The organism is Microcystis sp. LE18-22.4A (assembly GCF_027531105.1).
Classification (GTDB): Bacteria; Cyanobacteriota; Cyanobacteriia; order Cyanobacteriales; family Microcystaceae; genus Microcystis; species Microcystis aeruginosa.
Genome location: NZ_JAPZRB010000151.1, coordinates 1 through 26,034, shown reverse-complemented (window position 1 = coordinate 26,034; position 26,034 = coordinate 1). Strand labels below are relative to the sequence as shown.

At 45.5% G+C, this 26,034-nt stretch carries 14 protein-coding genes and 2 pseudogenes; 8 read left to right on the top strand and 8 right to left on the bottom strand.

Annotated elements, in window-relative coordinates; all coding sequences use genetic code 11:
• The first annotated feature begins 163 nt into the window (after positions 1-163).
• From O9295_RS06930 to O9295_RS06915, 4 genes are all read left to right on the top strand, one after another.
• The gene (locus tag O9295_RS06930; RefSeq protein WP_288032465.1) at positions 164-1,909 is read left to right on the top strand and encodes a diflavin flavoprotein; all 1,746 of its coding nucleotides are present in this window, start codon (positions 164-166) and stop codon (positions 1,907-1,909) included.
• A gap of 117 nt (positions 1,910-2,026) precedes the next feature.
• Positions 2,027-2,746: a hypothetical protein gene (locus tag O9295_RS06925; RefSeq protein WP_288032463.1), complete on the top strand. Its 720-nt coding sequence runs from the start codon at positions 2,027-2,029 to the stop codon at positions 2,744-2,746.
• A gap of 5 nt (positions 2,747-2,751) precedes the next feature.
• On the top strand, positions 2,752-3,024 hold the full coding sequence (locus O9295_RS06920; RefSeq protein ID WP_147070969.1) for a hypothetical protein: 273 nt from the start codon (positions 2,752-2,754) through the stop codon (positions 3,022-3,024).
• A gap of 326 nt (positions 3,025-3,350) precedes the next feature.
• A complete protein-coding gene (locus O9295_RS06915; protein ID WP_002795902.1) occupies positions 3,351-4,094 on the top strand; it encodes a DUF1995 family protein in 744 nt (247 codons plus the stop codon).
• A gap of 42 nt (positions 4,095-4,136) precedes the next feature.
• On the opposite strand, the gene O9295_RS06910 is transcribed toward O9295_RS06915, so the two are convergent.
• The 3 genes and pseudogenes from O9295_RS06910 to O9295_RS27735 form a co-directional block, all read right to left on the bottom strand.
• On the bottom strand, positions 4,137-8,780 hold the full coding sequence (locus O9295_RS06910) for a hypothetical protein (RefSeq protein WP_288032462.1): 4,644 nt from the start codon (positions 8,778-8,780) through the stop codon (positions 4,137-4,139).
• A gap of 216 nt (positions 8,781-8,996) precedes the next feature.
• The gene (locus tag O9295_RS06905) at positions 8,997-9,761 is read right to left on the bottom strand and encodes a hypothetical protein (RefSeq protein WP_012267507.1); all 765 of its coding nucleotides are present in this window, start codon (positions 9,759-9,761) and stop codon (positions 8,997-8,999) included.
• Between the two features lie 313 nt (positions 9,762-10,074).
• Positions 10,075-10,340 (bottom strand): annotated as a pseudogene (locus O9295_RS27735) (IS110 family transposase); the annotation flags it as partial.
• Between the two features lie 83 nt (positions 10,341-10,423).
• Between O9295_RS27735 and O9295_RS06895 the strand changes: the two are divergent.
• Complete coding sequence (locus O9295_RS06895; protein WP_288032461.1) at positions 10,424-14,215, top strand: DUF7149 domain-containing protein; 3,792 nt, start codon at positions 10,424-10,426, stop codon at positions 14,213-14,215.
• 353 nt (positions 14,216-14,568) lie between these two features.
• On the opposite strand, the gene bioD is transcribed toward O9295_RS06895, so the two are convergent.
• Positions 14,569-15,261 carry a dethiobiotin synthase gene (gene bioD / locus O9295_RS06890; protein ID WP_061432288.1) on the bottom strand — a complete coding sequence of 231 codons (693 nt, stop codon included), beginning with the start codon at positions 15,259-15,261 and terminating at the stop codon, positions 14,569-14,571.
• A gap of 369 nt (positions 15,262-15,630) precedes the next feature.
• Between bioD and ilvB the strand changes: the two genes are divergently transcribed.
• Both ilvB and serA read left to right on the top strand, forming a co-directional pair.
• On the top strand, positions 15,631-17,484 hold the full coding sequence (ilvB, locus tag O9295_RS06885) for a biosynthetic-type acetolactate synthase large subunit (protein ID WP_288032460.1): 1,854 nt from the start codon (positions 15,631-15,633) through the stop codon (positions 17,482-17,484).
• 488 nt (positions 17,485-17,972) lie between these two features.
• The gene (gene serA / locus O9295_RS06880) at positions 17,973-19,550 is read left to right on the top strand and encodes a phosphoglycerate dehydrogenase (protein ID WP_287658469.1); all 1,578 of its coding nucleotides are present in this window, start codon (positions 17,973-17,975) and stop codon (positions 19,548-19,550) included.
• 269 nt (positions 19,551-19,819) lie between these two features.
• Here the strand turns inward: serA and O9295_RS06875 are convergent.
• The 4 genes and pseudogenes from O9295_RS06875 to ldpA all read right to left on the bottom strand — a co-directional run bounded on the left by O9295_RS06875 (position 19,820) and on the right by ldpA (position 25,339).
• Positions 19,820-21,320 (bottom strand): IS5 family transposase gene (locus tag O9295_RS06875; RefSeq protein ID WP_502846492.1). Its coding sequence is split into 2 segments (ribosomal slippage): positions 19,820-20,242 and positions 20,244-21,320, totalling 1,500 coding nucleotides; the frame shifts between segments, so codons are not numbered across the junction.
• A gap of 126 nt (positions 21,321-21,446) precedes the next feature.
• Positions 21,447-22,463: pseudogene (locus O9295_RS06870) on the bottom strand (hypothetical protein); the annotation flags it as partial.
• An 11-nt stretch (positions 22,464-22,474) separates the two neighbouring features.
• Positions 22,475-24,220: a R3H domain-containing nucleic acid-binding protein gene (locus O9295_RS06865; protein WP_502846493.1), complete on the bottom strand. Its 1,746-nt coding sequence runs from the start codon at positions 24,218-24,220 to the stop codon at positions 22,475-22,477.
• A 117-nt stretch (positions 24,221-24,337) separates the two neighbouring features.
• Positions 24,338-25,339 carry a circadian clock protein LdpA gene (ldpA, locus tag O9295_RS06860; protein ID WP_147071191.1) on the bottom strand — a complete coding sequence of 334 codons (1,002 nt, stop codon included), beginning with the start codon at positions 25,337-25,339 and terminating at the stop codon, positions 24,338-24,340.
• A gap of 355 nt (positions 25,340-25,694) precedes the next feature.
• Between ldpA and O9295_RS06855 the strand changes: the two genes are divergently transcribed.
• Entirely contained in the window at positions 25,695-25,955 is a 261-nt protein-coding gene (locus O9295_RS06855) for a DUF4164 domain-containing protein (RefSeq protein WP_353851846.1), read from the top strand.
• Positions 25,956-26,034: the final 79 nt, after the last annotated feature.

Genomic DNA, 26,034 nt, shown 5'->3' with positions numbered 1-26,034 from the left:
ATCAGTTAGAAGGGGATAGGAAAATGGGGGAATAGGGTAATGGGGAGATAGAGTAATTTCAACTAAAACTCTAAAACCTCACTCCCCCCACACCCCACACCCCACACCCCACACCCCACACCCCACACCCAACACCCAACACCCAACACCCAACTTAACAATTATGACCACTAATACCTTAATTCCCAATCCTGCTATCAATAATCGCTCCCGCGATGTTCAAACCGCAGAAATTGCCGATAAAACTTGGGTTTTTCGCTCCCGTACTTGGGACAGATTAAAATTTGAAATAGAATATGCTCGTCAACGGGGAACCACGGCTAATTCCTATCTTATCTGTGGCGATAAAACCGCCTTAATCGATCCCCCTGGAGAATCCTTCACGGAAATTTATTTAGAAGAAATTCGTCAATATATCTCCTTACATCGTCTCGATTATCTGATTCTCAGTCACGTTAATCCCAACCGTATCGTCACTTTAAAGGCCTTATTAGCCGCCACCCATCAAATCACCATCCTCTGTTCTAAATCTGCCGTCAATACCCTTAAAAATGCCTTTCCCGATGCCCAAATTTTGGGCATACGAAGCGATGAAATCCTTGATTTAGGGCAAGGTCATCAACTAAGTTTTATTAATGTCCCTACGCCCCGCTGGCCTGATGGTATCTGCACTTTTGACCAAAAAACCCAAATTTTATACAGCGATAAATTCTTTAGTGTACATCTGTGCAGTGACGCTCTTTGGGATAAAAATTGGAAAGAATTAGATGTGGATCGTCGTTATTATTTTGATTGTCTCCATGCCGTGCAATCCAAAGCGGTAGAAACAGCCCTCGACAAAATTAAAGAATTTCCCGCCCAATATTATGCACCTGCCCACGGTCCGATAATTCGTTATAGTCTTAGTCGTCTTGCCCACGATTATCGTTATTGGTGTCAAGAACAAAAAACTCGACCTCTACAAGTGGCTTTATTATATGCTTCTGCCTACGGAAATACTGCCACCCTGGCCCGCTCGATCGAACGAGGATTATTAGAAAATGATCTGGCCGTAGAATCAATAAATTGTGAGTTTGCCACCCCCGCCGAAATTAGTCAAGCGATCGAAAATTGTGACGGATTTATTATCGGTTCTCCCACCTTAGCCGGTCACGCTCCTACCCAGATCCAAACCGCTTTAGGAATCGTTCTTTCCACGGCAGCAAAAACTAAATTAGCCGGGGTTTTTGGTTCCTACGGTTGGAGTGGGGAAGCTGTAGATTTAATTGAAACTAAACTCAAAGATGCTAATTATCGCCTCGGTTTTGAATCTTTGCGCGTGCGTTTTAGCCCCACAGAAAGCTGTTTACAAGCAGGTTATTTAGCTGGAGAAACCTTCGCCAGGGCCTTGAAAAAAACCAAAAAATTGCGGGTTCCCCAACAGGGAATGACCGAAACACAAATCGATCGCACTGCCCAGGCCGTTGGTCGGATTGTCGGTTCCCTCTCTGTTCTCACCACTCGTCAGGGCGAGGATCATGCTGGTTTCCTGACCTCTTGGGTATCCCAAGCCAGTTTTAACCCCCCGGGGCTAATTATCGCCGTTGCTGACGAACAAGCCGCCGATCGCCTAATTAACTCGGGAACCGCCTTTACCTTGAATATTCTCAAGGAAGGGCGCAATTTACGCCGTCATTTTTCCAATCGCATCAAATCCGGCGGCGATGTCTTTACGGGATTAGAAACCCAAGTCGGGGAAAATGGCTGTCTGATTTTAAGCGAAAGTCTCGCCTATCTAGAGTGTACGGTCAAAGAGCGACAACTCTGCGGCGATCGCTGGTTACTCTATGCTACCGTCGAGCGGGGTCAAGTTTTGGATAGTAACGGTGTCACCGCCATCGGTCATCGCAAATCCGGTAGTCAGTATTAAAACTGGACTACCGGGGCAAAGCTCCTGACTTTCCCCCTATCATCGAGATTTCTGGGAAACATAGGTTATGTTAGTATGTAAGGTTATCCGACCGGGCTATTTCGTCTTTGTTTCCGTATGAAAAAATTGCCGCTAATCCTATCGGTGGGGAGTGTCGCTTTATTGTTGGTGGGATGTCCAGCTTCTAACCAAGCTAATCAATCCCCACCGCCCAGCCAAGAAACCCCCACCCCCTCTCCTAGTCCCCCGGCTGCCCAACCACCGGCCTTTAGCGGTGCTGTGCAACCGGCCACCGAACCAACCCCCCCAAGGGTAGCGGGATTGATTCCCGCCACCGATCCTGACCAAAAACGGGCAGAAATTAATCGCGGTCGCAGCGATCCCTTTGCCCCCTTTCCCCTACAACCAAATATTACGATTACAGCGGAAGAAAAACCCCCAGCTGGGACTCCGGCGGCTACCGCAGCCGCACCCCCATCCGCATCCGTAGGCAATCGTGCCACTCCCAGAGGACCGATAGTTAAAGCGCCGCCGCCACCACCGCAACCGACGGAAGCGGAAGAAGTGCAAGTATCGGGCATCGTCCAGTTACCTACCACTCCTATGGCGATCGTGAAAGCCCCCGGAGAAGCCACGGAACGTCGAGTTATCCCCGGTTCTACCCTCTCTAATGGTTTAATTTTAGTTAAAGCGATCGATACTAATCCCGATAACCCCTATATTGTCTTAGAACAATACGGTCGAACTATTACCCGTCGTTTAGGGGATGGTGTCCCCGAACCCGCCGCCGCACCGCAAGCCTCGATCAGCTATAATGTTTCCGAATCAGGAGAATAAAACCCGTGCGATCGATTGCTATTCAACAAAAACAAACCATTATTTATCCGCGAATGCCCTTGGCTATCTATCGGGAGATAGCCAGCCATTTAGAACAGGTTCAGGGTGTGGAAACCCATCTCACTCCCCAGCAGTTCCAACAATTCGATTATCATCAAAGTCAGATCGGTAGTCTAGAAATTAACTATACCGAGACTTTTCAGGAAAGCGATCGCCCTCTGGTGACGGCAATTCTCGATTATTATGCCCAACGTCACGGCTCCTATCAGCTTTCCTAAGCTTTCTCTCCTCACCTTTTCCCCGATTACCGACTTTCTTCTTAAAAACTAAAAGTATTTTATAGGATTTATCTTAATGCTGGGGATGATGCCAAGTCTTCTCACACTTCATCTATTAAGGGTAGGGTTGATTCATGAATCAACCCTACTATGAATCAACCCTACTATGAATCAACCCTACTATGAATCAACCCTACTATGAATCAACCCTACTATGAATCAACCCTACCTTTTATAAAAATTAAAATCTTTCTGATTTTAAGCCCCCGACGACCAGAGGTAGTCACTGATAACTGATAACTGATAACTGATAACTGATAACTGAAATGACCCTACCCAATTCCCTAGAAGAAACGATCCTGCAAGCGAAAGCCGCCACTCAACTGGCTCTAGAATCGGGAGACAGACGCATACAAGTGGAATTAGTTATCCCAGAAATTGCTCTACAAGCGCAAGCTTTAGCCCTTGATTTTACATCTATTTTTGACAGTTATGGTTCTGGTTTAAGGGTAATTTTTCCCGATACCGGGGCTGCCATGTTAGCCCGACGGGATTGGGGAGAAACAGTTTTTCAACTGGGAGATTTAGGTAGTCGTTTTATTCCCATCGAAAACAAAATTAAGCCCGAAGATGAAGCGTTTTTAGTTGTTTGTCCCTCCTCGGTTGAGATTAATTCCGTAGAAAAACTCTGTAACCTGGCCGAAGATCGCCCCGTGGTTCTTCTGATTCCCCAATTGGAAGATGTATCGGTAGTGGGTATCGGTTACGCAGCCCGACAATTGCGAGAAAGATTTTTAAGTACCCTAGAAAGTTGTTATTATTTTCGTCCCTTGGAATCAGCGATTGTGTATCGTTCCTATCCTTCTTTGTGGCAAGTTTGGCTCGAAAAAGAAGACGGTTACGAGTTAATTTCCGAACAATCCACTAAACCCATGGGCGAAGCTTTAGAAAATCTGATTCTGAAAGCTTCTAGTAATACTCCTAATGATAGTTCTAATCCTGCTAATAAAGCCAAAAAGTCCGGTTTATTTGCCACTATGGGACGCTTCTTAAAAGCATTACAACAGTGACATACTCCCCCCGTCAAGTTAGGCTGTGACGGTGGGAGTATGTCAATCCCACTCCTGTAAGTCTCTGAGCCAATTTTGCAGCAAGCTAGTTAATTGAGTACGGCGAGTTTCAAAATTGCCAGCAATTGAGAGCAAGCTAACCCCCACCAGCAATCCGATAATCCATTTAAGCAGAGGATAAAGGGAAATCAAAATTACCAACTGATAGAAAGCATTAGCCACAAAAGTAAAAGTGCCAAGATAGAGGAAGGCGCGAATTCGTAAGGCTAATCCGGCAAAAATTGCCACTAAACTGAGGATGCCAGGCAGGATTCCCGTCTGATGATGAAACCAGAGAGCCGCACTAGCAATAATGCCTGTTCCCAAGAGGCGAAGCAGGTGGCGCAAGGATTTGCCTTGCCTCCCCTGACAGGTAGGTTCTATCCAGACAAGACAGAGGATAGACAATCCGACAAGACTGCTGTAGGCGAAGGGAGTTGCCAGAGAGAAATCCGCCAGCCCAAGGGCGATCGCCCAATTCACTAACAAGAGGGTAAGATAGCGCCACCGGGGTTGCTGCCGCAGCCAAGCCAGCCAAGCATAGAATCCAGCCACCACCAGCAAACTTAGGGGATTGAGCTTGTCTAAACTGCCCCCAAGGGCGAGTCCTGGAAGAACAAGAGCGAGGAATTGCCAAGGACGAGGCGGCCAGCCCCAAAGCCGCCAAGGGAGCAGATAGGTGAAAACAGCCACCCCAGAGGCGATTACTCCCAACCAAGAAACTAGGTATTGAGAGAAGAATTCCATCGGAGGAATAGTATTGGCAGCATAGGCCCCAATCCCAGTGGCTTCTAGAATACCCAGATAGACCCAGATTTCAGCGATCGCCTGGTCAGGATGGTTGCGCCCTTGCCAGATAGCATAACGAGTCAAAAAGATACCGGTTGCCAATCCCAACAGTTGATTGACTGCAACGGGATAGAATAAAGCCCCTAGTAACAGGCAACTGCCCAAAGCCCAGTGCAGGTGGGCAACCAACTTCAATTCTGAACCTGTCAGATACAAGTAGCCAGCCAACCAGGGAGAGAGCAACCGATAGCCGTAAACCAAGTTGGCGGCCAGGGCTGCCATTGCCAAAAATTGATCGCCTTGGGACAGGTCGGCAATTTGATAAAACAATAGCTCGTAGGCTGAGATGGAGATCCCGCCAATTCCCAGGTACAACAAGGGCTTCCCTGCCGGGGAGCGCCGCCCAACCCCGATGGCAATCAGTACCAGTCCCAGAGAACTCAAGCCAGTCCAACTACTGAAAAATCCCCAACGCAGAGCCGCTCCTAAGGCCCCATAGAGCAAGGGTAGGATATTCCAGCTATTGAGCATTTCCCGCCTGTGATCTCTGTGCCACCAATCTCCCAACAGTTGGGTAAGCAATCCCAAGAGAATATTGGCGATCGCTAGGGCAATTAAAGACTGCTTAGTTAGGTTGAGAACTTCGATGGTGAACAGTTCCAAGCTCCAGCCTACCCCGTAGATGCCCCAGTTACTCGGCTCGAGGTAGCTTCGATAGGCGATCGCCCCTAAAGTCAGGGCAGCCGCTAGGACAGGAAGGCTCGAGGCAGCCATCCAATCCGAGTAAACGGCTAGAGAATGGAGAGTCAGGGCGACTAACTCCAGACTACAGAGGGCAATTGCCCAGCCATCGCAGGCGCGGGCATAGAGGAGAGCAAGTGCAGAAGTACGCTGGCTCAACCAATAGCGCAACAGCCAGAGGGAGAGGGGGATAAGGGCGATTGCCCCCGCCAACAGCCAATCTAATCCAGGGAGAGGCAATCTCTCTAGTAAGGCAACGCTCAAGCCCAAGGACAAGCCGACCGTGATGGCAGCCGCTGCTAATTTTTGTAGGCGATGAGTCTGAAAGAACATCAAACCAGTGGCGATCGCTAGGGTGACGAGACGAGTTTCTTCCCCTACCCAGGTGGGAATTTGGGCAACTAGCAGGACTGAGATGCTCAACCAAATGACTAGGTTAGGTTGGCGCGAGGGTTGCCAACTGCGATAAGCTGTCGCCCCCATCAGCAGCCAAGTGGCGATCGCTTCTCTACCGTCTGGAGCATTAAGGACATTACCAGAAAGCGCCAATAACATCAGGAGCGAGAGGCAAGTTGCCCAACCATCGCTAACCTGGGCATAAATTCTCGCCAAATTATTCGGTAATGCCCTTAAGCATTGGCGGAGAATCCACAAGCTTGTCGCAGTAATTACCCCTGCCAACAGCCAGCTTGCTTCTTGCCGCAATGCCCAACCAAAACTGCCATCCCACAAAGACAGTGCCAGCCAACTCAAGCCAAAACCTACGGTAATCGCTGCTGCTGCTACCTGCTCTAAGTTACGGCTATTGACGAACATCAATCCTGTAGCTATCCCTAAGCTAATTGAGGCAATTCCTGGTTCCAACCCTTGCGGGGGTCGGGCTGTTAAGATAAGCCACTGCCACAGGGCTAAAGCGTCTATACTCAACCAACTGGCAACTTCCCGCCGAGCCAGATTCCAAGTTCCCACCCCAGTCAGGGCCAGGGGAGCCAAACCCCAGACTAAGCCCCACTCTAGCCCCATAAGCGGGCGCTCCAACACAGAGGTCAACTGGGCGAAAACTGCCACCTGATTGAGGACAAACAAGCCATAGGATAGCCCTGCCAAGATTAGTCCCAGCTTCCAAGTTGTGTGGTGTAGGAGATGGAGCAAGGAAGTAGGAGGAAAGGGCTGTTTCACGCTGAATGCCAATTCCAGCACCGCCAGCATGATTAAAATCACGCCCCAAACTGCCCAACTCAGCCTTGGCCATCCCCAGTCAATCGCCAAAATTAGGGTGAGCAAGCCAGCTAGGTGAGTGAGATAGGCCAGGGAGAGAAAACGGCGGGAAATCTCTTGAAGGGAAGCTAGTTTGACTTGCCGTTGGCTGAAAATTACTAACGCCAGGGTTGAAGCTGCCAAGTTGAGCGTCCTCAAGGCAGGATTGACTAAGGAGCAAAAGGTCAAGGTTGTTCCCCAGAACAAGGCTATCGAGCCGGTAAAAGAGGCTAATTCCCGCTTGCCCAATTGGGAGAACCAATCTGTCAGGAATAGGATCAAGACTAGGTAAGGAAAGAGAACTAAGCTTAGTAACGCCCAAGGGGTAGCTTCAGCGCCAGTTAAACCAGTCCCCAAGGTGATTGCCCCTTGCCTGAAAGTGTCTGGAAGTAAGCGCCAAGCCAGCCACAACCCCTGCAACCCAATCAGCAAGGCTGCTGCCAAGTCGAACTTCCGCCAGGAGTAACCGATGCGTCGGGCAAAAAACAGGAGTGATAAACCACTCACTGCTAGGGCTTGCCAAGGTGTTTCACCCACCGACAGTAACCAACCTAGCAGCAGCAAGCTACCGCCGATACGCTGCCACAAGGAAACAGATTGTCTGGTCTGCCAACTGGCTAACCAGCCGCAAATCCCCACAGCCAGCCCCAATTGGCTAATCTCTACCTGAGCGATAAAAATTGCCCGCACCAGCAGGATAACCAGCCCATAGACGACAATTGCCTCATTTAAGCTAAAAGGGGCTAATCTTTCTCTCCTTGATGCTGCTTCTTGTCCGGCTCCTTCAGGAACACGGGAAAGGGAGATCAAAGTTGTTCCCACCACGCCCAAGTAAGTTGCCAGCAAGGGAAAACCCCCAATTGCCCATCCCCAATGCAGATAGCTCAATCCCAAGTGATTCGGCAGACTTTGAGAAAATCCTGCCGGGCCAGTTCCCCCGTACCTCCCCCGGAATAGTTGAACTGTTACGGCGGTAAGGGAAAGGGCAGCCACTACCACAATCAACCAGTCTAGAGGGTTGCGCCACAAGCCCAAGCTATCCATGGCCAGAAAATTCATCGGTACTAGCAACAGGGTAACCAGGCGCAAAGCTTGACTGGTCAGGCGCAGGCCCGGCTGTTGGCTACTCCAAAAACTGGCTCCCCAAAAAGCTAAAGTATAAAGCCACAAAACCCCATACTGTCCGGCGCTTGAGAATTTTTCCCAAAAGTTGGCGGCGAGGACACCAGAGGAGATGACCACCATGAAGACTCCCAACAGCAGCAGCCAGAGGACGCTCAATTCTGCCATCAGAGACTGTAACATTTGTCCAAACTGGCTGGGAGTTTCCTGCCGTCGAGGAGATGTTGGCGGCTGTGGCGGGATTCTACGGGGAGCTTCTGGCCGTCGAGAAGGTAGCGCGGGTGGGGGAGGCGGCTGGGAGGAGATGGGGTCTGGCAGCGGCTCTCTGGTAGGGGCAGTTGTCAGTATAGGCATGACACAGGAGAGGTTTTCCCGACACAGTTGCTTGACTTGAGATTCCCCAAGTAATCCTAATTGGAGCCATTGTTCTAAACCTTGTAGTAGAGAGGGATGGGAAGCTCTCACTCTTATAACAACCCGGATTTGAGAAGCAGTCAGCCAGCCTCGCTCCTGCCATTGCCCCAAACCTTCTAAAAAGTTAGATAAAGGGACGCTGGTGGTTATTGTCAGAGCGAGGGTTTCTTGAACTGAATTTTCTCTCGCATTTATTGCTAATTCTAGTCTTTTGTCGGCAATCAACTCTAATTCTAGCCATTGATTGAGAGCTAGTAAAAGTTCGGCTGGCGAGTTGGGATTGACGATTTCTATGGGGATGATTCGCTTCTCTTGAAAGGACATAAGTAATCAGATAAGTAGTCGGACATAAATTCTCTCGTCTGTCTTAAGAAATGTAATTCTGGCAATTCTTGCTGACTCCTGACTCCTGACTCCCACGGTTAACTTTACTTTTGTCCGACCACTTAAAGGTAAAGTTAAAGTTAACTGTGGAGACAAGGGAACAGGGAACAGTAAGGGTTTCAGCCTTGGTTAGATCTCTTAAGAAATTAATCTCATCTAAGCTGTCTTGAAAAAGCGAATAATCTCTCGTACATGATTGAGAAATTGACTGTCTTCTGTCAGTTGTGCGATCGCATTTTGTGCTTCCTGAGATAAGGTTTCATGTTCAACCTGATTTTTAGCTTCTAATTTTTCTAGTAAGGCTTTCAGACGGGCTAATTCTTGGCGAGTTATTTTGACTTCTTGTTGCTGTATATTTGCTTCTGTATCGAGTTTTTCCCTAATTATTGCCACATTAGCCTCTAAATTAGAGACGCAAACGCGCAACTCTACTACATCCTCTCTGGGATACTTAATCTGTTCTCGAATCATTGACAAACGCACGGCTAAATATTGATAAGCCCGAATCGCCGGACGTAAAGCTGTCAATAATAAAGTTGCACCGGAACTCACATATCCTACTGCACTAATTCCCGTTGCTGCTAAGGTATAAAGTCCAATTCCTGACAGCAAATGTAAGGCGATTGCGAGCCGAATTGACCAACGCGCTACTGTCTTAACATAATCAACTTGTTTCCGATCTACGGGAATATTTTTTTCTTGAGAAATTGCTGCTTCTGCGATGACTTCCTGGGCATCAAAATAAATGTTCCAAGGAACAGTCACAATCACTAACAACCACCAAAAACTGGCGATCCCAATCAACCAATCGATTAAATTTCCTGACGGGATGTGCAACCATTGTAAAATTCCAAAAGCTAGTAAGACTAAGGCTCCAAAAATCACACAAAATCCGATAAATCCTAGATAGCTTAAAAACATCTCAATCCCCCCATTTTTATTTCTCTTTCTTTTATGTTAGAAAAAGATTGATCAAGTTTCACTAACGGTTGTGACAGTTTGTGAATTTACCCATAAAATGGCACAATTGTGAACCATAACTTGGCTGTTTGACAACGAGTATAGTGTAGCGACTGTCTTGATGGTCAAGGGGTAATTCAAAAAAACTCAAGCAGTTGCCGTAAAACTCAAAATCTCAAGCCGGAAAAAAGCGCAGCAAAAGCTAAGCTGCTCAGGTTAAACCAAAGCAAGCGCAACCCTTGATTAGAGATAACAAAAAGTGTGAATCTCTAGGAACTAAGCGAGAGATTTGTTTGGCGGTTAATTGACCGAGTTCTGGTAAGTCGGAGACGAGAGTAGTAGAAATTACTTGACTTTCTCGGGCCATTGTTGGTTAGCTTGGGTCAATTCCTCAATTTCTTGATTGAGTTTTTCAAGGCAGTTATCGAGATACTCAAGATCGGCTTCGATATCGGCCAAAGCTTTACCGCGAGCGCGTTCCCGTCGGTTCTTTTCGGCAGTCCGCATCTCGACAAGTTGCCGGCGACGACTAATTAAGTCCTACCGCTAACCCATCCTACAAATAATTGTGCCTCCCTACTTATAATAAAATTAGTCGGTAGTTTCCCTAGAGGTAAACTTTTATGATTGTCAATAAGCGAGAACTCAAGCAAGCCTTAAATCGGGTGTACTTAAAAATCAAGCCTGATGCTGAAACAATTCAGGTTTTTCGAGCTAATTTGGTGCGCTTGTTGGACCAATGTGACAGCAAAAAGTCGGAAGAGTTTAATAAAAATTTGCTGATAGATTTTTTAAAAAATACCTATTATGCTGATCGCTATTTTATCAATACAAAAGAGCGCATTGATCTGGTGATTCATAATAACCAGGATGTTAAAAGTCCAGTGGGGGTCATTTTTGAGACGAAGAAGCCTACTCGGACAATAAATGCAGAAATGCCAAGACTGGATCATCTCAATACTAAGGCTTTTCAGCAGTTAGTTTTATATTTTCTCCGCGAAAGGGTGACGGATAAAAATCTTGAGATTAAACACTTGATCGTGACAAATATTTATGAGTGGTTTATTTTCGATGCGAAGATTTTTGAGGAGTTGTTTTTTGCTAATAAGGCTCTAGTTAACCAGTTTTGCGATTTTGAAGCCGGGAGACTGAGTAGTACGAAAACGGATTTTTTCTATCAACAAATTGCCGAACCAGCGATCACTAAAGTTATTGAGCAAATTAAATTTACCCATTTTGATCTGCGAGGTCTGGAAAATTTAGATTTGCTTGATATTTACAAGATTCTTTCGCCAGAACATTTACTTAAGTTACCTTTTGTTAATGACAGTAATACTTTAAATAAGCCTTTTTATAATGAGCTTTTGTATATTATTGGTTTGACGGAAATTAAGGATAAAGGGAAGAAGTTAATCGGACGAATGAAAGAAGGCGATCGCTGTGATGGTTCCCTGATTGAAAATGCGATTAGTCGGTTGGATAGTCTAGATAAGACTTCAAAATTAACTGAAGAGTTTGGAACTACGGATGAGGAACGGCTGTATAATGTGGCGTTGCGGTTATCAATTAATTGGATTAATCGGGTTTTGTTTCTCAAATTATTGGAAGCGCAGTTAATTAAATATCATCAAGGCGATCGAGATTTTGCCTTTCTCAATTTGGCGAAAGTTCCCAGTTATGATGATCTCGATAGTTTGTTTTTTGATGTGTTAGCCAAGGAGACAAATAAGCGCGAGGCTAAGGTTAAAACGACTTTTGCTCATGTACCTTATTTAAATAGTTCGCTATTTGAACCAACGGAGACGGAACAGCAAACGATTGTCATTGGCAATTTGCGGGAGCGAACTTTACCCATTTTTACAGCGACGGTGCTAAAAGATAATCAGGGTAATAAGCGAGTAGGCGAGTTAAATGCGTTGGCTTATTTGTTTGAGTTTTTGGATGCTTATAAGTTTGATCGAGATGAGTTAGAAAATCCTCAAGAAGATAGCGAAAAGTTAATTAATGCTTCGGTGTTGGGGTTAATTTTTGAAAAGATTAATGGTTATAAGGACGGTTCTTTTTATACGCCGAGTTTTATTACCATGTATATGTGTCGGGAAACGATAGGAAGAGCGATCGTGCAGAAGTTTAATGAAGTAAAAGGCTGGAATTGTCAAAGTTTAGATGATTTATATGAACGAATTGAGGATAAAAGAGAGGCAAATGTTATTATTAATAGCCTGAAGATTTGCGATCCGGCCGTGGGTTCAGGACATTTTTTGGTTTCAGCTTTGAATGAGATAATCGCGATTAAGAGTGAGTTACGGGTTTTATTAGATAGTTCGGGTAAGTCCTTAAAAGATTATCGGGTAGAGGTGCGAAACGATAAGTTATTGGTTTACGATGATGAGGGGAATTTATTTGCTTATCATCCGAATAATAAAGAAAAGCAACGGGTACAGCAAGCCTTATTTCATGAGAAACAGACGATTATCGAGGGGTGTTTATTTGGGGTGGATATTAACCCTAATTCCGTGACTATTTGTCAGTTGCGGTTATGGATTGAGCTTTTAAAAAATGCTTATTATCGAGAGGATGGCAATTTAGAAACTTTGCCAAATATTGATATTAATATCAAGTGTGGTAATTCTTTGATTAGTCGCTTTGCTTTGGATGTGGATGTTAAACAGGTTTTACAGAAGCAGAAGTTTAGTATTGAGGAATATCGCAATGCGGTACAGACTTATCGCAATGCGGAAAATAAGGAACAAAAGCGGCAGATGGAAACGCTGATTGCTAAGATTAAGGCTGGGTTTAGTGCTAATTTATTAATTAGTGATCCTAAGAAGGTGAAGTTACGTCAATTACAAGGGGAGCTTTATAATCTGGAAAATCAGGGTTTATTGTTTGAGCAGACTAAGACGGAGCAAAAAGCGCGGGAGAAAAAAGTAACTAAGTTAAATAATGAGATTGATAAGCTAACTGCTGAAATTGCAGATATTGAAAGCGGTAAGCTGTATAATAATGCTTTGGAATGGCGGTTTGAGTTTCCTGAAGTGTTGAATGATGACGGGGATTTTGTTGGGTTTGATGTGGTGATTGGGAATCCTCCCTATATTTCAATACAAGATTTAAAAAAATCTAATTCTTTGGTTTGTGATTATTATTCTAAAAATTATCAAACAGCAAAAAAAGGTAACTTTGATATTTATCTTCCTTTCGTTGAAAAATCATTAAGCTTGTTAAATTCGCACGGTATAGTTGATTTTATAATGCCTTCTCTTTGGATTTATAACGAGTACGGAAAACCCCTAAGAAGCTTAATGATTAAATCTCATTATTTATTAAGATTTTTAGATTTTGGCTCTACCCAAGTTTTTATTGATGCAACTATTTATACTGCTTGTCAACAATTTAGTAAAAGACCTAGACCTTTTTTTAGATATTTAAAAACAGAAGCTGATAACTTTGAGACTGAAGGATTTTCGGAAATTTATTTTTCTAGCTTAAATGAAAATAATTGGAGTTTGGGAAAAGAACATATTTTGTTAATCAAAGAAAAGCTTGAGTTAAATTCAAAACCTTTAGGTGAAATAGCGCAAATTTTTGTTGGTATTCAAACAAGTGCAGACAATATTTATCATTTACAAAAAATTTCGCAAGGAATATATTTTTCAAAAATACTAGATAAAGAAGTTGAAATTGAAGACGCTATTATGAAACCACTAATTTCAGGAACAGATGCTAAACGGTATAAAATTCCAAATACAAATAAATATTTGCTTCATCCTTATGAAGCGAGTGGTAATTTTGCTTTGTTTGACATTAACTTGTTGAGAAATAATTATCCAAAAGCTTTTAGATATTTAAAAGATAATGAAGCTATTTTGAGAAGTCGAGAAAACAATAAATTTAATAATGATGATTATTGGTATCAATTTGGAAGGAACCAAAATATTGATAAGCAACATTACTCTAAAATAGGAGTTGCTCAAACTGTCTCTGATTTACAATGTTTTCTTGATGAAAAAGGAGATTTTTTCTTAAATAACGTTCGAGTTAATGGAATTAAACCTATCAATGAAGATGAAGTAGATATAAAATATTTATTGGGTATTTTAAACTCTAAAGTTGCAAATTTTTATTTTAAATTAGTTGGCAAGCCAAAAGACAATGGTTTTTTCGAGGCGAATAAACAATTTATTTCGCCGATTCCTATTAAAATTGTAGATCACAAATATCAAATAAAAATTAAGTTATTAGTTGACAAAATTCTCACTGCTAAAAAAGACGATCCTAACGCTGACACAAGCGAATTAGAAAAGCAGATTGATCACTTAGTTTACAAACTCTATCAACTCACCTATAATGAAGTAAAAATCATTGATCCAGAATTTGCCCTAACAGAACAAGAATATCTGGACTTACCCTAATTTATTCTCCTACCCCCCCGATGTCGTGTAGGGTTGATTCATGAATCAACCCTACAATGAATCAACCCTACAATGAATCAACCCTACTATGAATTAACCCTACTATGAATTAACCCTACTATGAATTAACCCTACTATGAATTAACCCTACTATGAATTAACCCTACTATGAATCAACCCTACTATGAATTAACCCTACTATGAATTAACCCTACTATGAATTAACCCTACTATGAATCAACCCTACCCTTACCCCCCCGATGTCCTGTAGGGCTAATTCATGAATTAGCCCTACAATGGGTGTTGTCAAATTGAAAGATGCTGGGAATCCGCTTTGCCTTGTGCCTTTTGCCTCATGTCAACAAGCAATTTAAATGCGCGGGCAGCTTAATTTCTGGCCAACTAGCTACCACCGAGGCCAATTTATCCAAATCCCGACGATCTTCGATAAAGGGAAAAACACCTAAAACCGGACAATTAGTCAAGGATTGAATTAAATCGATCGGTGTTAACTGCTCTATTTCCGTCTCCGTGCGCGGTTCGAGACAATTAAGGATAATTCCGCCCAAATTGACCTTTTTCTGCTCTGCTAGGGCAATATTAGCCACCGTTTGGGAAATCGCCCCCAATTTCACCGGCACCACTAAAAGGGTTTTTAACCGCCATTGAGCCGCTAAATCCGCCAAAGTTAGCTCGTGAGTGACAGGACAACCTAAACCCCCCAAACCCTCAATTAAAACCAAATCTTGGCTTTTTTGTAGGTTCAGCAGAGCTTGCCACACTGTCCCCAAAGGAATATCTCGACCTTCCAAATCAGCAGCCACAGGAGGTGCTAAGGGTGCTTGATATTGCAGCGGTGTGATCATTTCTAATTGACCCTGAAATAAGCCCTCATACCATTCTCGATCGCCTTGACCCGTTTGCATTAATTTCATCAGCCCCAGGGCCTTGGAGGGATAGTATTTTTGCCAATAAGCCACTAAAGCAGTGGTGACAACGGTTTTACCCGCATCGGTATCCGTAGCCGCAATCAAAAGACTATTCATAAAACTCCCAGGCTCAGTCAAGATCAGGTAAAATCACCAATATTTATCATCTTATCCCCACTTCCCCACTTCCCCACTTCCCCACTTCCCCACTTCCCCACTTCCCCATCACCCCACACCCCACACCCCACACCCCACACCCCACACCCCACTTCCCCACTTCCCCATCACCCCACTTCCCCATCACCCCACTTCCCACTTCCCCAGATATTGCATGGGTAAGATGCAAAAAGAAAAAAAACTGCGGCCAAAAAGGTGAGATGGAATACACTAAAAGTATAAGGTTATCAATTTTGCTATTTTTCAAGTTGCATCCTAGGCAACAGAATTGCAATTATCCCTCTAGTTAGAAATTGGACGGTTTGCCCTGTGGTTTCATCACTTCCCAAGCCCAATGACTCTTTAACAACGGTTCCCCAGCGTTGTTCTGGTGCTTATGCCTTGATGGACAGTCTCAAACGTCATGGTGTTAAGCACATCTTCGGTTATCCCGGAGGTGCGATCCTGCCCATCTATGACGAACTCTACCGCTTTGAAGAGCGGGGAGAATTACAACATATTTTAGTGCGCCACGAACAAGCGGCCGCCCATGCCGCCGATGCCTACGCTAGGGCCACCGGCAAAGTGGGAGTCTGTTTCGGTACTTCCGGCCCCGGGGCGACCAATTTGGTGACAGGCATCGCTAACGCACACATGGACTCCATCCCGATGGTAATTATCACCGGTCAGGTGAGTCGGGCGGCCATCGGTTCCGATGCTTTCCAAGAAACCGATATTTATGGCATTACTCTCCCGATTGTTAAACATTCCTATGTGGCTAGAAACGCCCGGGAAGTAGCGAGAATCGTCGCTGAAGCCTTCCATATCGCCAGTACAGGACGACCAGGACCGGTTTTAGTCGATATTCCCAAAGATGTCGGTTTAGAACTATGCGATTATATCCCCGTCGAACCGGGAGATGTGAAACTAACCGGTTATCGTCCCACGGTTAAGGGTAATCGCCGTCAAATCGAGGCCGCTTTGCACCTCTTGGAAACCGCCGAAAAACCTTTACTGTACGTTGGCGGAGGTGCGATCGCAGCTAATGCCCACGCCCAAATTGCCGAGTTTGCCGAGCGTTTTCAGTTACCCGTTACCACCACGTTAATGGGGATTGGTGCTTTTGATGAACATCATCCCCTCTCGGTGGGAATGTTAGGAATGCACGGCACTGCCTACGCTAATTTTGCCGTGACCGGGTGTGATTTATTAATTGCCGTCGGCGCTCGTTTTGATGACCGAGTAACGGGGAAATTGGACGAATTCGCCTCAAAAGCTAAGGTAATCCATGTGGATATTGACCCGGCGGAAGTGGGCAAAAATCGCGCCCCTGACGTGCCGATTGTCGGGGATGTGCGGGTAGTTTTAGAACAAATACTCCAAAAAGCCAGAGAATTTGATTATCCCACTAATTCCGATCGCACCCAAGCTTGGTTAGCCCAGATCGAGCGCTGGCGACAAGATTATCCCCTGCAAGTACCTCGACCAGAAGGCAGACTTTCCCCCCAAGAAGTAATCGTTGAGGTGGGTCGTCAAGCACCCCACGCCTACTATACCACCGATGTGGGCCAGCATCAGATGTGGGCGGCCCAATTCCTCAAAAATGGACCCCGACGTTGGATTTCTAGCGCGGGATTGGGGACGATGGGTTTCGGTTTACCTGCTGCGATGGGGGTAAAGGTGGCTATTCCCGATGAGGAGGTCATCTGTATTAGTGGTGATTCCAGTTTCCAAATGAATCTACAGGAATTGGCCACCCTAACCCAATTTAATATCCATGCCAAGACGATTATTATTAATAATGGTTGGCAGGGTATGGTACGTCAATGGCAAGAAGCTTTCTATGGGGAACGTTATTCTAATTCCAATATGGAAGCGGGAATGCCAAATGTGGAACTGTTAGCCCAAGCTTACGGCATTAAAGGGATTACTATTCGCCATCGAGATGAATTAGCCGCAAAAATTGCCGAAATGTTGGCCCATGATGGTCCGGTTTTGGTCAATGCGATCGTGACTAAGGACGAAAATTGTTATCCCATGGTCGCCCCCGGCCAAAGTAATGCCCGTATGATTGGTTTACCGAAAATTGTCACCGGGGGTTGTGAAATGCACAATTGTCCCAGTTGTGGCGCGGTTAACAGTTGGAATAATAAATTCTGTCCTGAATGTGGGGCGAAATTGTAGCCGAAAATTGTTAATTAATTAACCAGCCTCCGTTATACTTAACGGAGGTTTTTGGCTTTTTCTCTACTATGTGAACAGCATAAGTAGGTAGGCGTTAAAAATTATCAGAAACCCCCCTTATCAAGGAAGGATCGGCACCCCCCTTATCAAGGGGGGCAGGGGGGATCGAACCTAAAATCTATTCTTAATTTAATTATAACCAGCTACTTAGAAATTTTCAAACAGAAGCAATGGCAGCCCTAGAAAAGGCCCTAGAAAAAGAAGCAGAAAACTTGATCGCCACCGTGATTAAATTAGCCATATCTCAGTGACAACGGCAAGAGACTGACATCAACACCATGGACGACAATTAAGAATGACAACCTAAAATCTTTTCGCTAATTTTGCCATAGACTGCACCCTTTGCTTCTAAAATGGGCTATTGCGGCTAGATACCAATATTGGTCTAGCATTTGCCCGTAGACTGAAAAAAGCACGTTATAAAGATTATGGCCAAAGTTCTGGTATCCGATTCGATCGATCCGGTAGGAGTAGAAATTCTGTCACAGGTTGCCCAAGTGGACGTGAAAACAGGACTATCCGCTGAGGAAATCATTCAAATTATCCCCGAATACGACGCACTGATGCTCCGTTCCAGTACCCGCGTCACCAAAGAAATCGTCGAAGCGGGCAGCAAACTGCAAATTATCGGCCGCGCGGGGGTAGGAGTCGATAATATCGATGTTCCCGCAGCCACTCGTCAGGGTATTATTGTCGTTAACTCTCCCGAAGGTAACACGATCGCCGCTGCCGAACACGCCTTGGCCATGATGTTATCCCTCTCCCGTCATATTCCCGATGCCAATCAGTCGGTAAAAGCGAATAAATGGGAAAGAAATCGCTTTATCGGCACAGAAGTTTATAAAAAGAACCTAGGAGTCGTCGGTTTAGGTAAAATTGGTTCCCACGTCGCCGCCGTTGCTAGATCTCTGGGCATGAAAATTCTCGCCTACGATCCCTTTATTTCCAAAGAACGCGCCGATCAACTCGGTTGCACCTTGGTAGATCTGGAATTACTCTTTGCTGAGTCCGATTTTATCACTCTCCACGTCCCGAAAACTCCCGAAACCCAGCATCTCATCGGTCGGGAAACCATCGCTAAGATGAAACCCACGGTCCGCATCATTAACTGTTCCCGCGGCGGCATTATCGACGAGTTGGCTTTAATTGAAGCCCTCGAATCCGGTAGAATCGCCGGGGCAGCCTTGGATGTATTTGAACAGGAACCTTTAGGCGAATCTAGATTAAGAGAATTATCTAACGTCATCCTCACTCCCCACCTAGGCGCATCGACTACGGAAGCACAGGTGAATGTGGCTATTGATGTGGCCGAACAAATTCGCGATGTCCTCCTCGGTTTGCCAGCGCGTTCGGCCGTTAATATCCCCGGACTAACTCCCGATGTTATGGAAAAACTGCGCCCTTACCTGCAATTAGCGGAAACTATGGGTAATCTTGTCAGTCAGTTGGCAGGAGGTCGCTGTGACTCGTTAAATGTCCGTTTACAGGGAGAATTGGCCACTAAAGACAGTCAACCTCTGGTGGTAGCGGCAATTAAGGGTTTACTTTCCCAAGCCCTCCGGGAACGGGTAAACTATGTTAATGCGGCGATCGAAGCTAAGGAACGCGGTATCCGGGTAATCGAAACCCGGGATGCTTCCACCCGGGACTATTCGGGATCGATTCATTTGGAAGCCAATGGTTCCATGGGGACCCATTCCGTCACCGGAGCGCTGTTAAGTAACGGAGAAATCCGCATTACTGACCTCGATGAGTTCCCAATTAACGTGCCACCGAGTAATCATATGCTATTCACCCTTCACCAGGATATGCCCGGTATTATCGGCAAAATTGGCGCACTTTTAGGCAGTTTTAATGTCAATATCGCCAGTATGCAGGTAGGACGCAAAATTATTCGCGGTGACGCAGTTATGGCCCTGAGTCTCGATGATCCTTTACCAGAAGGTCTTCTCTCGGAAATTACTAAAGTCCCCGGTATCCGTGATGCTTATACAGTGAAACTCTAGATTAAATCAGTTATCAGCTTCTGAAGGCAAGGGGCAACCCCCCACCCCCCCTAGGGTTGATTCAAGGTAGGGTTGATTCATGAATCAACCCTACTACCAACATCGGGGGGGTGGGGGGCAAGGGGGGCTAATCTAAGAATAAGCGGTTTAAATGCGTCTTAGCTTAATCAGTAATCAGTGAAAAGAAAGCTCCGCACTTGCCACTTAAGTAGGGCTTGCTGAAAAAGTCGCTCAAAGAATTATGCTATTAAGTGCCAATAATTTGTCGTTCAAATGATAAGTTTTACTTGAGTAAAATAACTTTTAACATAATTTTTATTAAAGCGTTGGCGGCATCTTAGTTCATTTGTTCGCCGAAAAAGCCAGAAAGACAAAAAAAGCCCAAAAAACTGCCGAAGCAGTCGGGAAAGATTGACAACCAAAAAGGTAAGAGCAATGGACGTTTCTGAAGTTTCAGGTAGTTTTGTCATGCACAGATTTAAACCAAATCTTCTCTTAGCTTGTCCGAATTTCCCTTCTATTGCATTGCGAAAACTCTCGTCCTCTTCAGCTTGTTTTTTTAGTTCAGCGCTGCGATTCTTCGGTGGTCTTCCCAAGGGTAATCCACTTAATCTTATCCCTCTTTCCTTGCACCATGCCAAGTTTTCTCTGGTTCGATAAATTTTATCGACATGAACGGATTGCTGGCTAACAACCATAAGTCTCTTTAAAGTTTTCTACTTGCGCTTTCAAATCTTGAGATTCATTAAAGTTTTCCCAAGACAAACGGTGTAAAAATACATAATTATCCACACAAGACACCGAGAGCTTTGCCCCAAATTCCGTCGGTTTTCCGGCTTTGCCTCTCACAATAGGACGTACATGAGGTTGACTTAAACTGACAATTCTCTGGTCAACCCTTGTTTTTTTCTCTGACCACATCTCCCGTTGTTGACGAGAGACTTCTTCAATGACTAATAGCATTTTATATTGTCTTTTACTTAAACAAGTTAAGGAGGCTCCTAATTCAATTAGTTGGTCTATATAACCTAAGTTTCTTTGAATATATCCCAGTTGTTGACCAATGGCTTTCCGTCTTTCTTTTTGAGAGGGACGACGTTTTTTAGCGACTTTTAAATAGTTTTTTCTCGCTATTTTTCGGGAAGTTCTTGGTTTCTTAGTTAACTTGTCTTTGACTTCCCTGTAGAGACAATCTAGGATTTTTTCCGTTCCTTGACGAGCTTGATTTAATAGGTCTAAATCTGTGGGATACTTAATATCGGCAGGCGCACAAGTCGCATCTAATATTAATTTTCCTGAATTGGGCCGCTCACTTTCTTCTCCTCGCTCTTCTGCTCTGGCATCAGATTCTTTGTCTTCGAGAATTTCTCGTCCTTTTTTCACCATTTCTTGGTTAATTTTGTTGAGGAGATTTAACTTAATTCTTTTCCGAAAATATACCATCATTGAGGCATCAAATGGGGCTTCTATTTGATAGTTTGTTAGCCCAATAAAGTATTGTAGGTAAGGGTTTTCCCTAATTTGTTCGACGGTTTCTCTGTCGCTTATTCCTAATCTTTCTTGAATAATTAATGCTGCCAATGCTATCCTAAATGGTAAGGCGGGTGCCCCCTTGTTTTCGGAAAAGCTTTTTGCGTATTTTTCTTCAAATTTTTCCCAGGGAATTAAGTTGGTCATAATTACCCAACGATTGTCTTGGGATAATTTCCCCTCAAAGGGCAGCTCGAAGTTTTCCGGTGGGGTTGAGGGTAACTCGATTTTACGGTACATTAGCACTAAGGAGAGAAGATGCAGGGGTTTTGAGCGATTCTAGCAGATTTAAGTGCATTTGGGAAGCTCTCAATCAAGCTAAAAGCCCTTTCCTGTAAGGTTTTTAGCTTTATTCAGCAGACCCTAATTAATGGCATCCTTGGCAATGGTTAACATTTCCGGATCGCCGGTGTAAATATAGGCCGTCGTGGCACTATAAATAAACCAAGCTTGACCCCGGGACCAAGTGCTATCATCGCGCCAGCCCTGTTTTCCCTCATTAAATAAGAAATTTCTATAGGTAGGAGAGTTGACATTTTGATCAAAATAGCCTCTTTGCCAAGTTCCCGTTTTACCCGGGCGACGGTTAGCCCCAAAGGTGCGGCTAATGGTGCGGATGTGGGAAAGGGCCTTTTCTTGCCAATCTTTTGCCTCCTTGGGGTCAGGATTGTGGAGACTTGCCCAGAGCATTTGTTCTATATTGATCGTATGGTCGATAAAAACCTGCCAATGTTCTTGCTGATCGGTGCGATCGGCCTTGCGTAACCAGCCAAAAGTCCCGATATCGGTGTGATAACTCCCTTTGCCATCCTGAAAAGGTTGCGCTAGTTGTCTGGCGGACTGTAAAGTTATCTCTAAAGCTGCCTGTTTTTCCTGGCCCCGTCCCGACTCAAACCAAGGAGCAAACACCAGCACATTATTGAGAGCGATGTCTTTGTTCTTCAAACTCGCTTCTTTTAAGGGATCGCTCCATTTTTTCGCGGCAGCTGCCCAAAATCCCGCATCCATAGGGTTTGATTCTAAGTCAGCAATTTTCCATAATAAAGCAGCAAAAGCTCCGGCTGCCCAAAAATCAGCCTTTTCTAACTTCCAAGTGCCGGGGGTGGGACTATTCCTCCTCCGTAGCCAATTGAAGAAATTAAAACCCGATGGCTCTGGATGGGTAAGATAGGGATAGAGAATTCCCCGACGGGCATAACTATCGAGATAGTCGATCGTGGTATCTAGTTTAATCTTAGCCAGATCGAGACAGAGCTTAATTCTTGCAGCTAGGGGCATTTTAGCCCGCAATTCCGCCGCCGATTGGGGACGATGGACAATCCGGACGGCCACCGCACCGATCGCCGCCCCCGTACCCATAATAATTAGCGTGCGTCGCTTCAAATTCCCGACTCCTAAGCTGGATAGATGCGAATACGGCGATTCGGTTCCTCTCCGAAGCTATCGGATTGGAGACGGTAATGTTCCACTAATTCGTGTTGCATTTTCCGCACTTTCGCCGATCGCGGCAGTAACTCCACCGGTTGGCCGGTAGGGATAACGATTTGTTCCACCGCTAACCGGGCCTCCTCCAAAGCTTCGATCTCGTCATCGCTACCGCTGCGGGCAAATAAACGCATATCCGCACCTTCCTGATTCATCGGGTCATCAATGCCCAAAATCCGCTTTAAACCGCGAGAAATTTGGGGCAGGGTATTGGATTTGATGCCGTGGATGGGAATTTGTCTTACTTTGGCAATTTGCCGCAATTTTGACTGATTTTTAACGTGGGAACGCAGGGCCAGCACTGCGTCGGCCTCCTGTAAATTTTTGGTCAAAACGATCGGCAAATCTAGGGCCTGTACTACCTGTTCGATCGGGGCGCGACTGACTCCGTAGGGATAGACATAAACCGGCCAATCTTCGCCATTGGGACCGGGGATGCGGATTTTTTCCGTTTCCGGTTCTTCCTGCAGCCAGGATTGTTCGAGGAGGCGATCGAAATCGTTTTCCTGGTTGAGTCCGCCTGCACCGAAACGGGCCACGGGAGTCATCCGGCCATCGGCCCGCCATCCCTTGGGTTTATCCATTTCCGGCAGATAATTGCCGCGCAAAGGGGTCAACTTTTCCGGTTTTGGTTCTTCCTGAGTGACCTGTACTTTTCCCTCCTCATCTACCCAACGGATTTGGGCAATTGCTTCCCGTCCCCGCAGCAGTTGGTCGATAGTGGTGGATACGTCTTCGTGGATGACCCAGCGCTGACGTTCCAACATTTCGATGGCAATGTCAAAGGTGGGCGGTGCTTTGCGTTCTAAAACGGTTTTTTGGGAACCCCGGCGGCGCGCTTCTTCGTCTCCGAGAGTTACTGCCTGAATTCCCCCGACTAAATCCGATAAAGTCGGATTTTTAATTAAATTTTCCAGTTGATTGCCGTGGGCGGTTCCCACTAACTGCACCCCGCGTTCGGCGATCGTGCGAGCGGCCAGAGCTTCTAATTCCGTACCGATCTCATCGATCACGATCACCTCTGGCATATGGTTTTCCACCGCTTCGATCATGACTTGATGCTGCAATTCCGGACGGGCCACCTGCATCCGACGAGCGCGACCGATGGCCGGATGGGGAATATCTCCATCCCCGGCGATTTCGTTGGAGGTGTCGATAATCACTACCCGTTTATTGAGGTCGTCGGCTAAAACTCGGGCTATTTCCCGGAGAGCGGTGGTTTTCCCTACCCCCGGACGACCGAGCAGCAGCAGGGATTTACCCGTTTCCACTAGGTCGTTAATCAGGGTGATCGTACCGAAAACGGCCCGACCGATACGACAGGTTAAACCGATAATTTCCCCGTCTCGATTGCGAATGGCACTGATGCGGTGCAGGGTGCGTTCAATCCCGGCGCGATTATCGCCGCTAAAACTGCCCACCCGGGCGATCGAATACTGGATTTCTTCTTTTGAGATCGGTTCGTCCCCCAGATCGATCGCCCCATCGGGAAAACGCGCTTCTGGTATGCGTCCCAAATCCATAACCACTTCGATCAGTTGATGCTGCCGCGGGTGTTCCTCGATTTTGGTGCGAATCCGCGCGGGTAGAATTGCCAAGAGTTTGTTTAAATCGTCGGTAACTGGCATCCGAGAGGAGGGTAGGGTTTCTGGCATTAATAGTAAAAGGTTTTGGCGATAATTGGCTGTTTTTATTGCCAAGATTTTCTTGGGGTCTAACACATTTAGGGGTTAGTTGTCAATTAAAAAAATATTATAGTTTTTTGACCAAGGCTAGGCTTTCAATTGAGCAACGAGAATAGAAGCGGCTTTAACGGCTTCTTGGTGGGCTTGGGGGTCATTTTCAAGGTTAGGCTGGTCTAAATGCTCTAAAATTGGCAAAATCAATGAACGGGCGTAACTTCCAGATGCAATACCAGCGATTTTTTCTCTCAGTCCCAGTTGCTGTAATTTGGTCACGGTATGGTCATTGGTTCCCCCAGCTAACTGCACAAATCCGGCTAGATTGGCACAGAGGACTTTTTTGGCCATGTTAATGGCCGGGTGGGTGGTTCCTTTGCCGATATCGCCGCTCATCGGTCGGCCGTCAGTCTGCCAAATCAGAGGACAGCTTAGGGGTGAAATAGTTTCTCGCAGATAGTGGAGGTAATCAATGATATATTCATGATCTTGGCAACTTATGGCCAGGATTTTTAGGTTTTTACTGACAGGTGCGATCGCTGGCCAGAGTCGAGCAAATTCCTCTCCATGACCGACTTGGGTATGAATTTCGATCGCATCGACTCCCATTTCGATAATTAAGGGGATAATTTCTTGGGGTTGACAGACACGGGATCTTGTCTCGATTATTTGCCGGGGACAAACGGGTAAGCAGCGACCGCAACCATAACAGCGCTGTTCAATCACTCCTCCCCCATCAATAGCATAAGCGGGACAGATTTTTTCGCAGGGACGGGGACAATCGACCGGACAGAGTTGCGGGTTAAAGACAGCTTTACGAAAGTGGGGATCTTCCCCGTCATTGAGACTGACCATCAACCAAGGTCGTCGATTGGGAGATAATCCAGCGATTTTTGCGGCGGTTTCGATGCCTTCTTTGGCCGCAACAATCACGGCCCGGTCGGCGGCCACATCAATACAATCGGCCCCGGCGATAGTATAGGTCAAAGCGAGGTTGCGAATCGTGGGCAAATCTTGGTAACTGGCTCCACAGATGAGCTTGAACCAGTGACCCGCAACTAAGGACTCTAAGGGAGAGGAGTTTTTATCTAGCACTTTTTCATCCTATCGCGCCCAGCCCCTAAATGTCAGCCTTGTGCTGCTCTGATTCTTACCTAGGGTTTGCTGAAAAAGTTTGTTGGTGGGGTTAGGAGTCAGGAGTCAGGAGTCAGGAGTCAGTAGCTGGTCGTTTCAGGCTTTGTTGCCCTCTTTTTTGTACCAATTTATGTACTACGAGAGGGATAATGCAAGGTTTTTGAGAGTCCCAATCGGATTTTCGCAGCATGAACATCGGATTTTAACAGGTCAAAAGCCTTATTTTAAAAGGGTTTTACCATTATTCAGCCAACCCTATCTAGGTATCCCCAATCTCGCGAGCGATCGCAATTAAAGAAAATATAGGAGACAGAAAATGGCTAACGAAACCGTTACTTATTCCCTAGAAGCTGTTCTGACAAGGATCGAGGGGAAAATAGACTCCCTACAAAGAGATGTCAATCAAAAATTCGACAAAATCGATGAACGGTTAACCAAAGTAGAAATAGGACAATCGGAGATCAGAGGGGACATTAAAGCCTTAGATGAGCGACTAACTACAGAAATTAAAGGACTAAGGGACTTCCAAAAAATAAACTATTCATGCTCAAGAATAATAATCATTCTCGGAGTGTAGGAGGTAGGGGTCGATGGTTGCCTCCTCCTTCCAATTTTGTAGTAGAATTAATCCTGTACATTATTAATCAAGTTTTTCT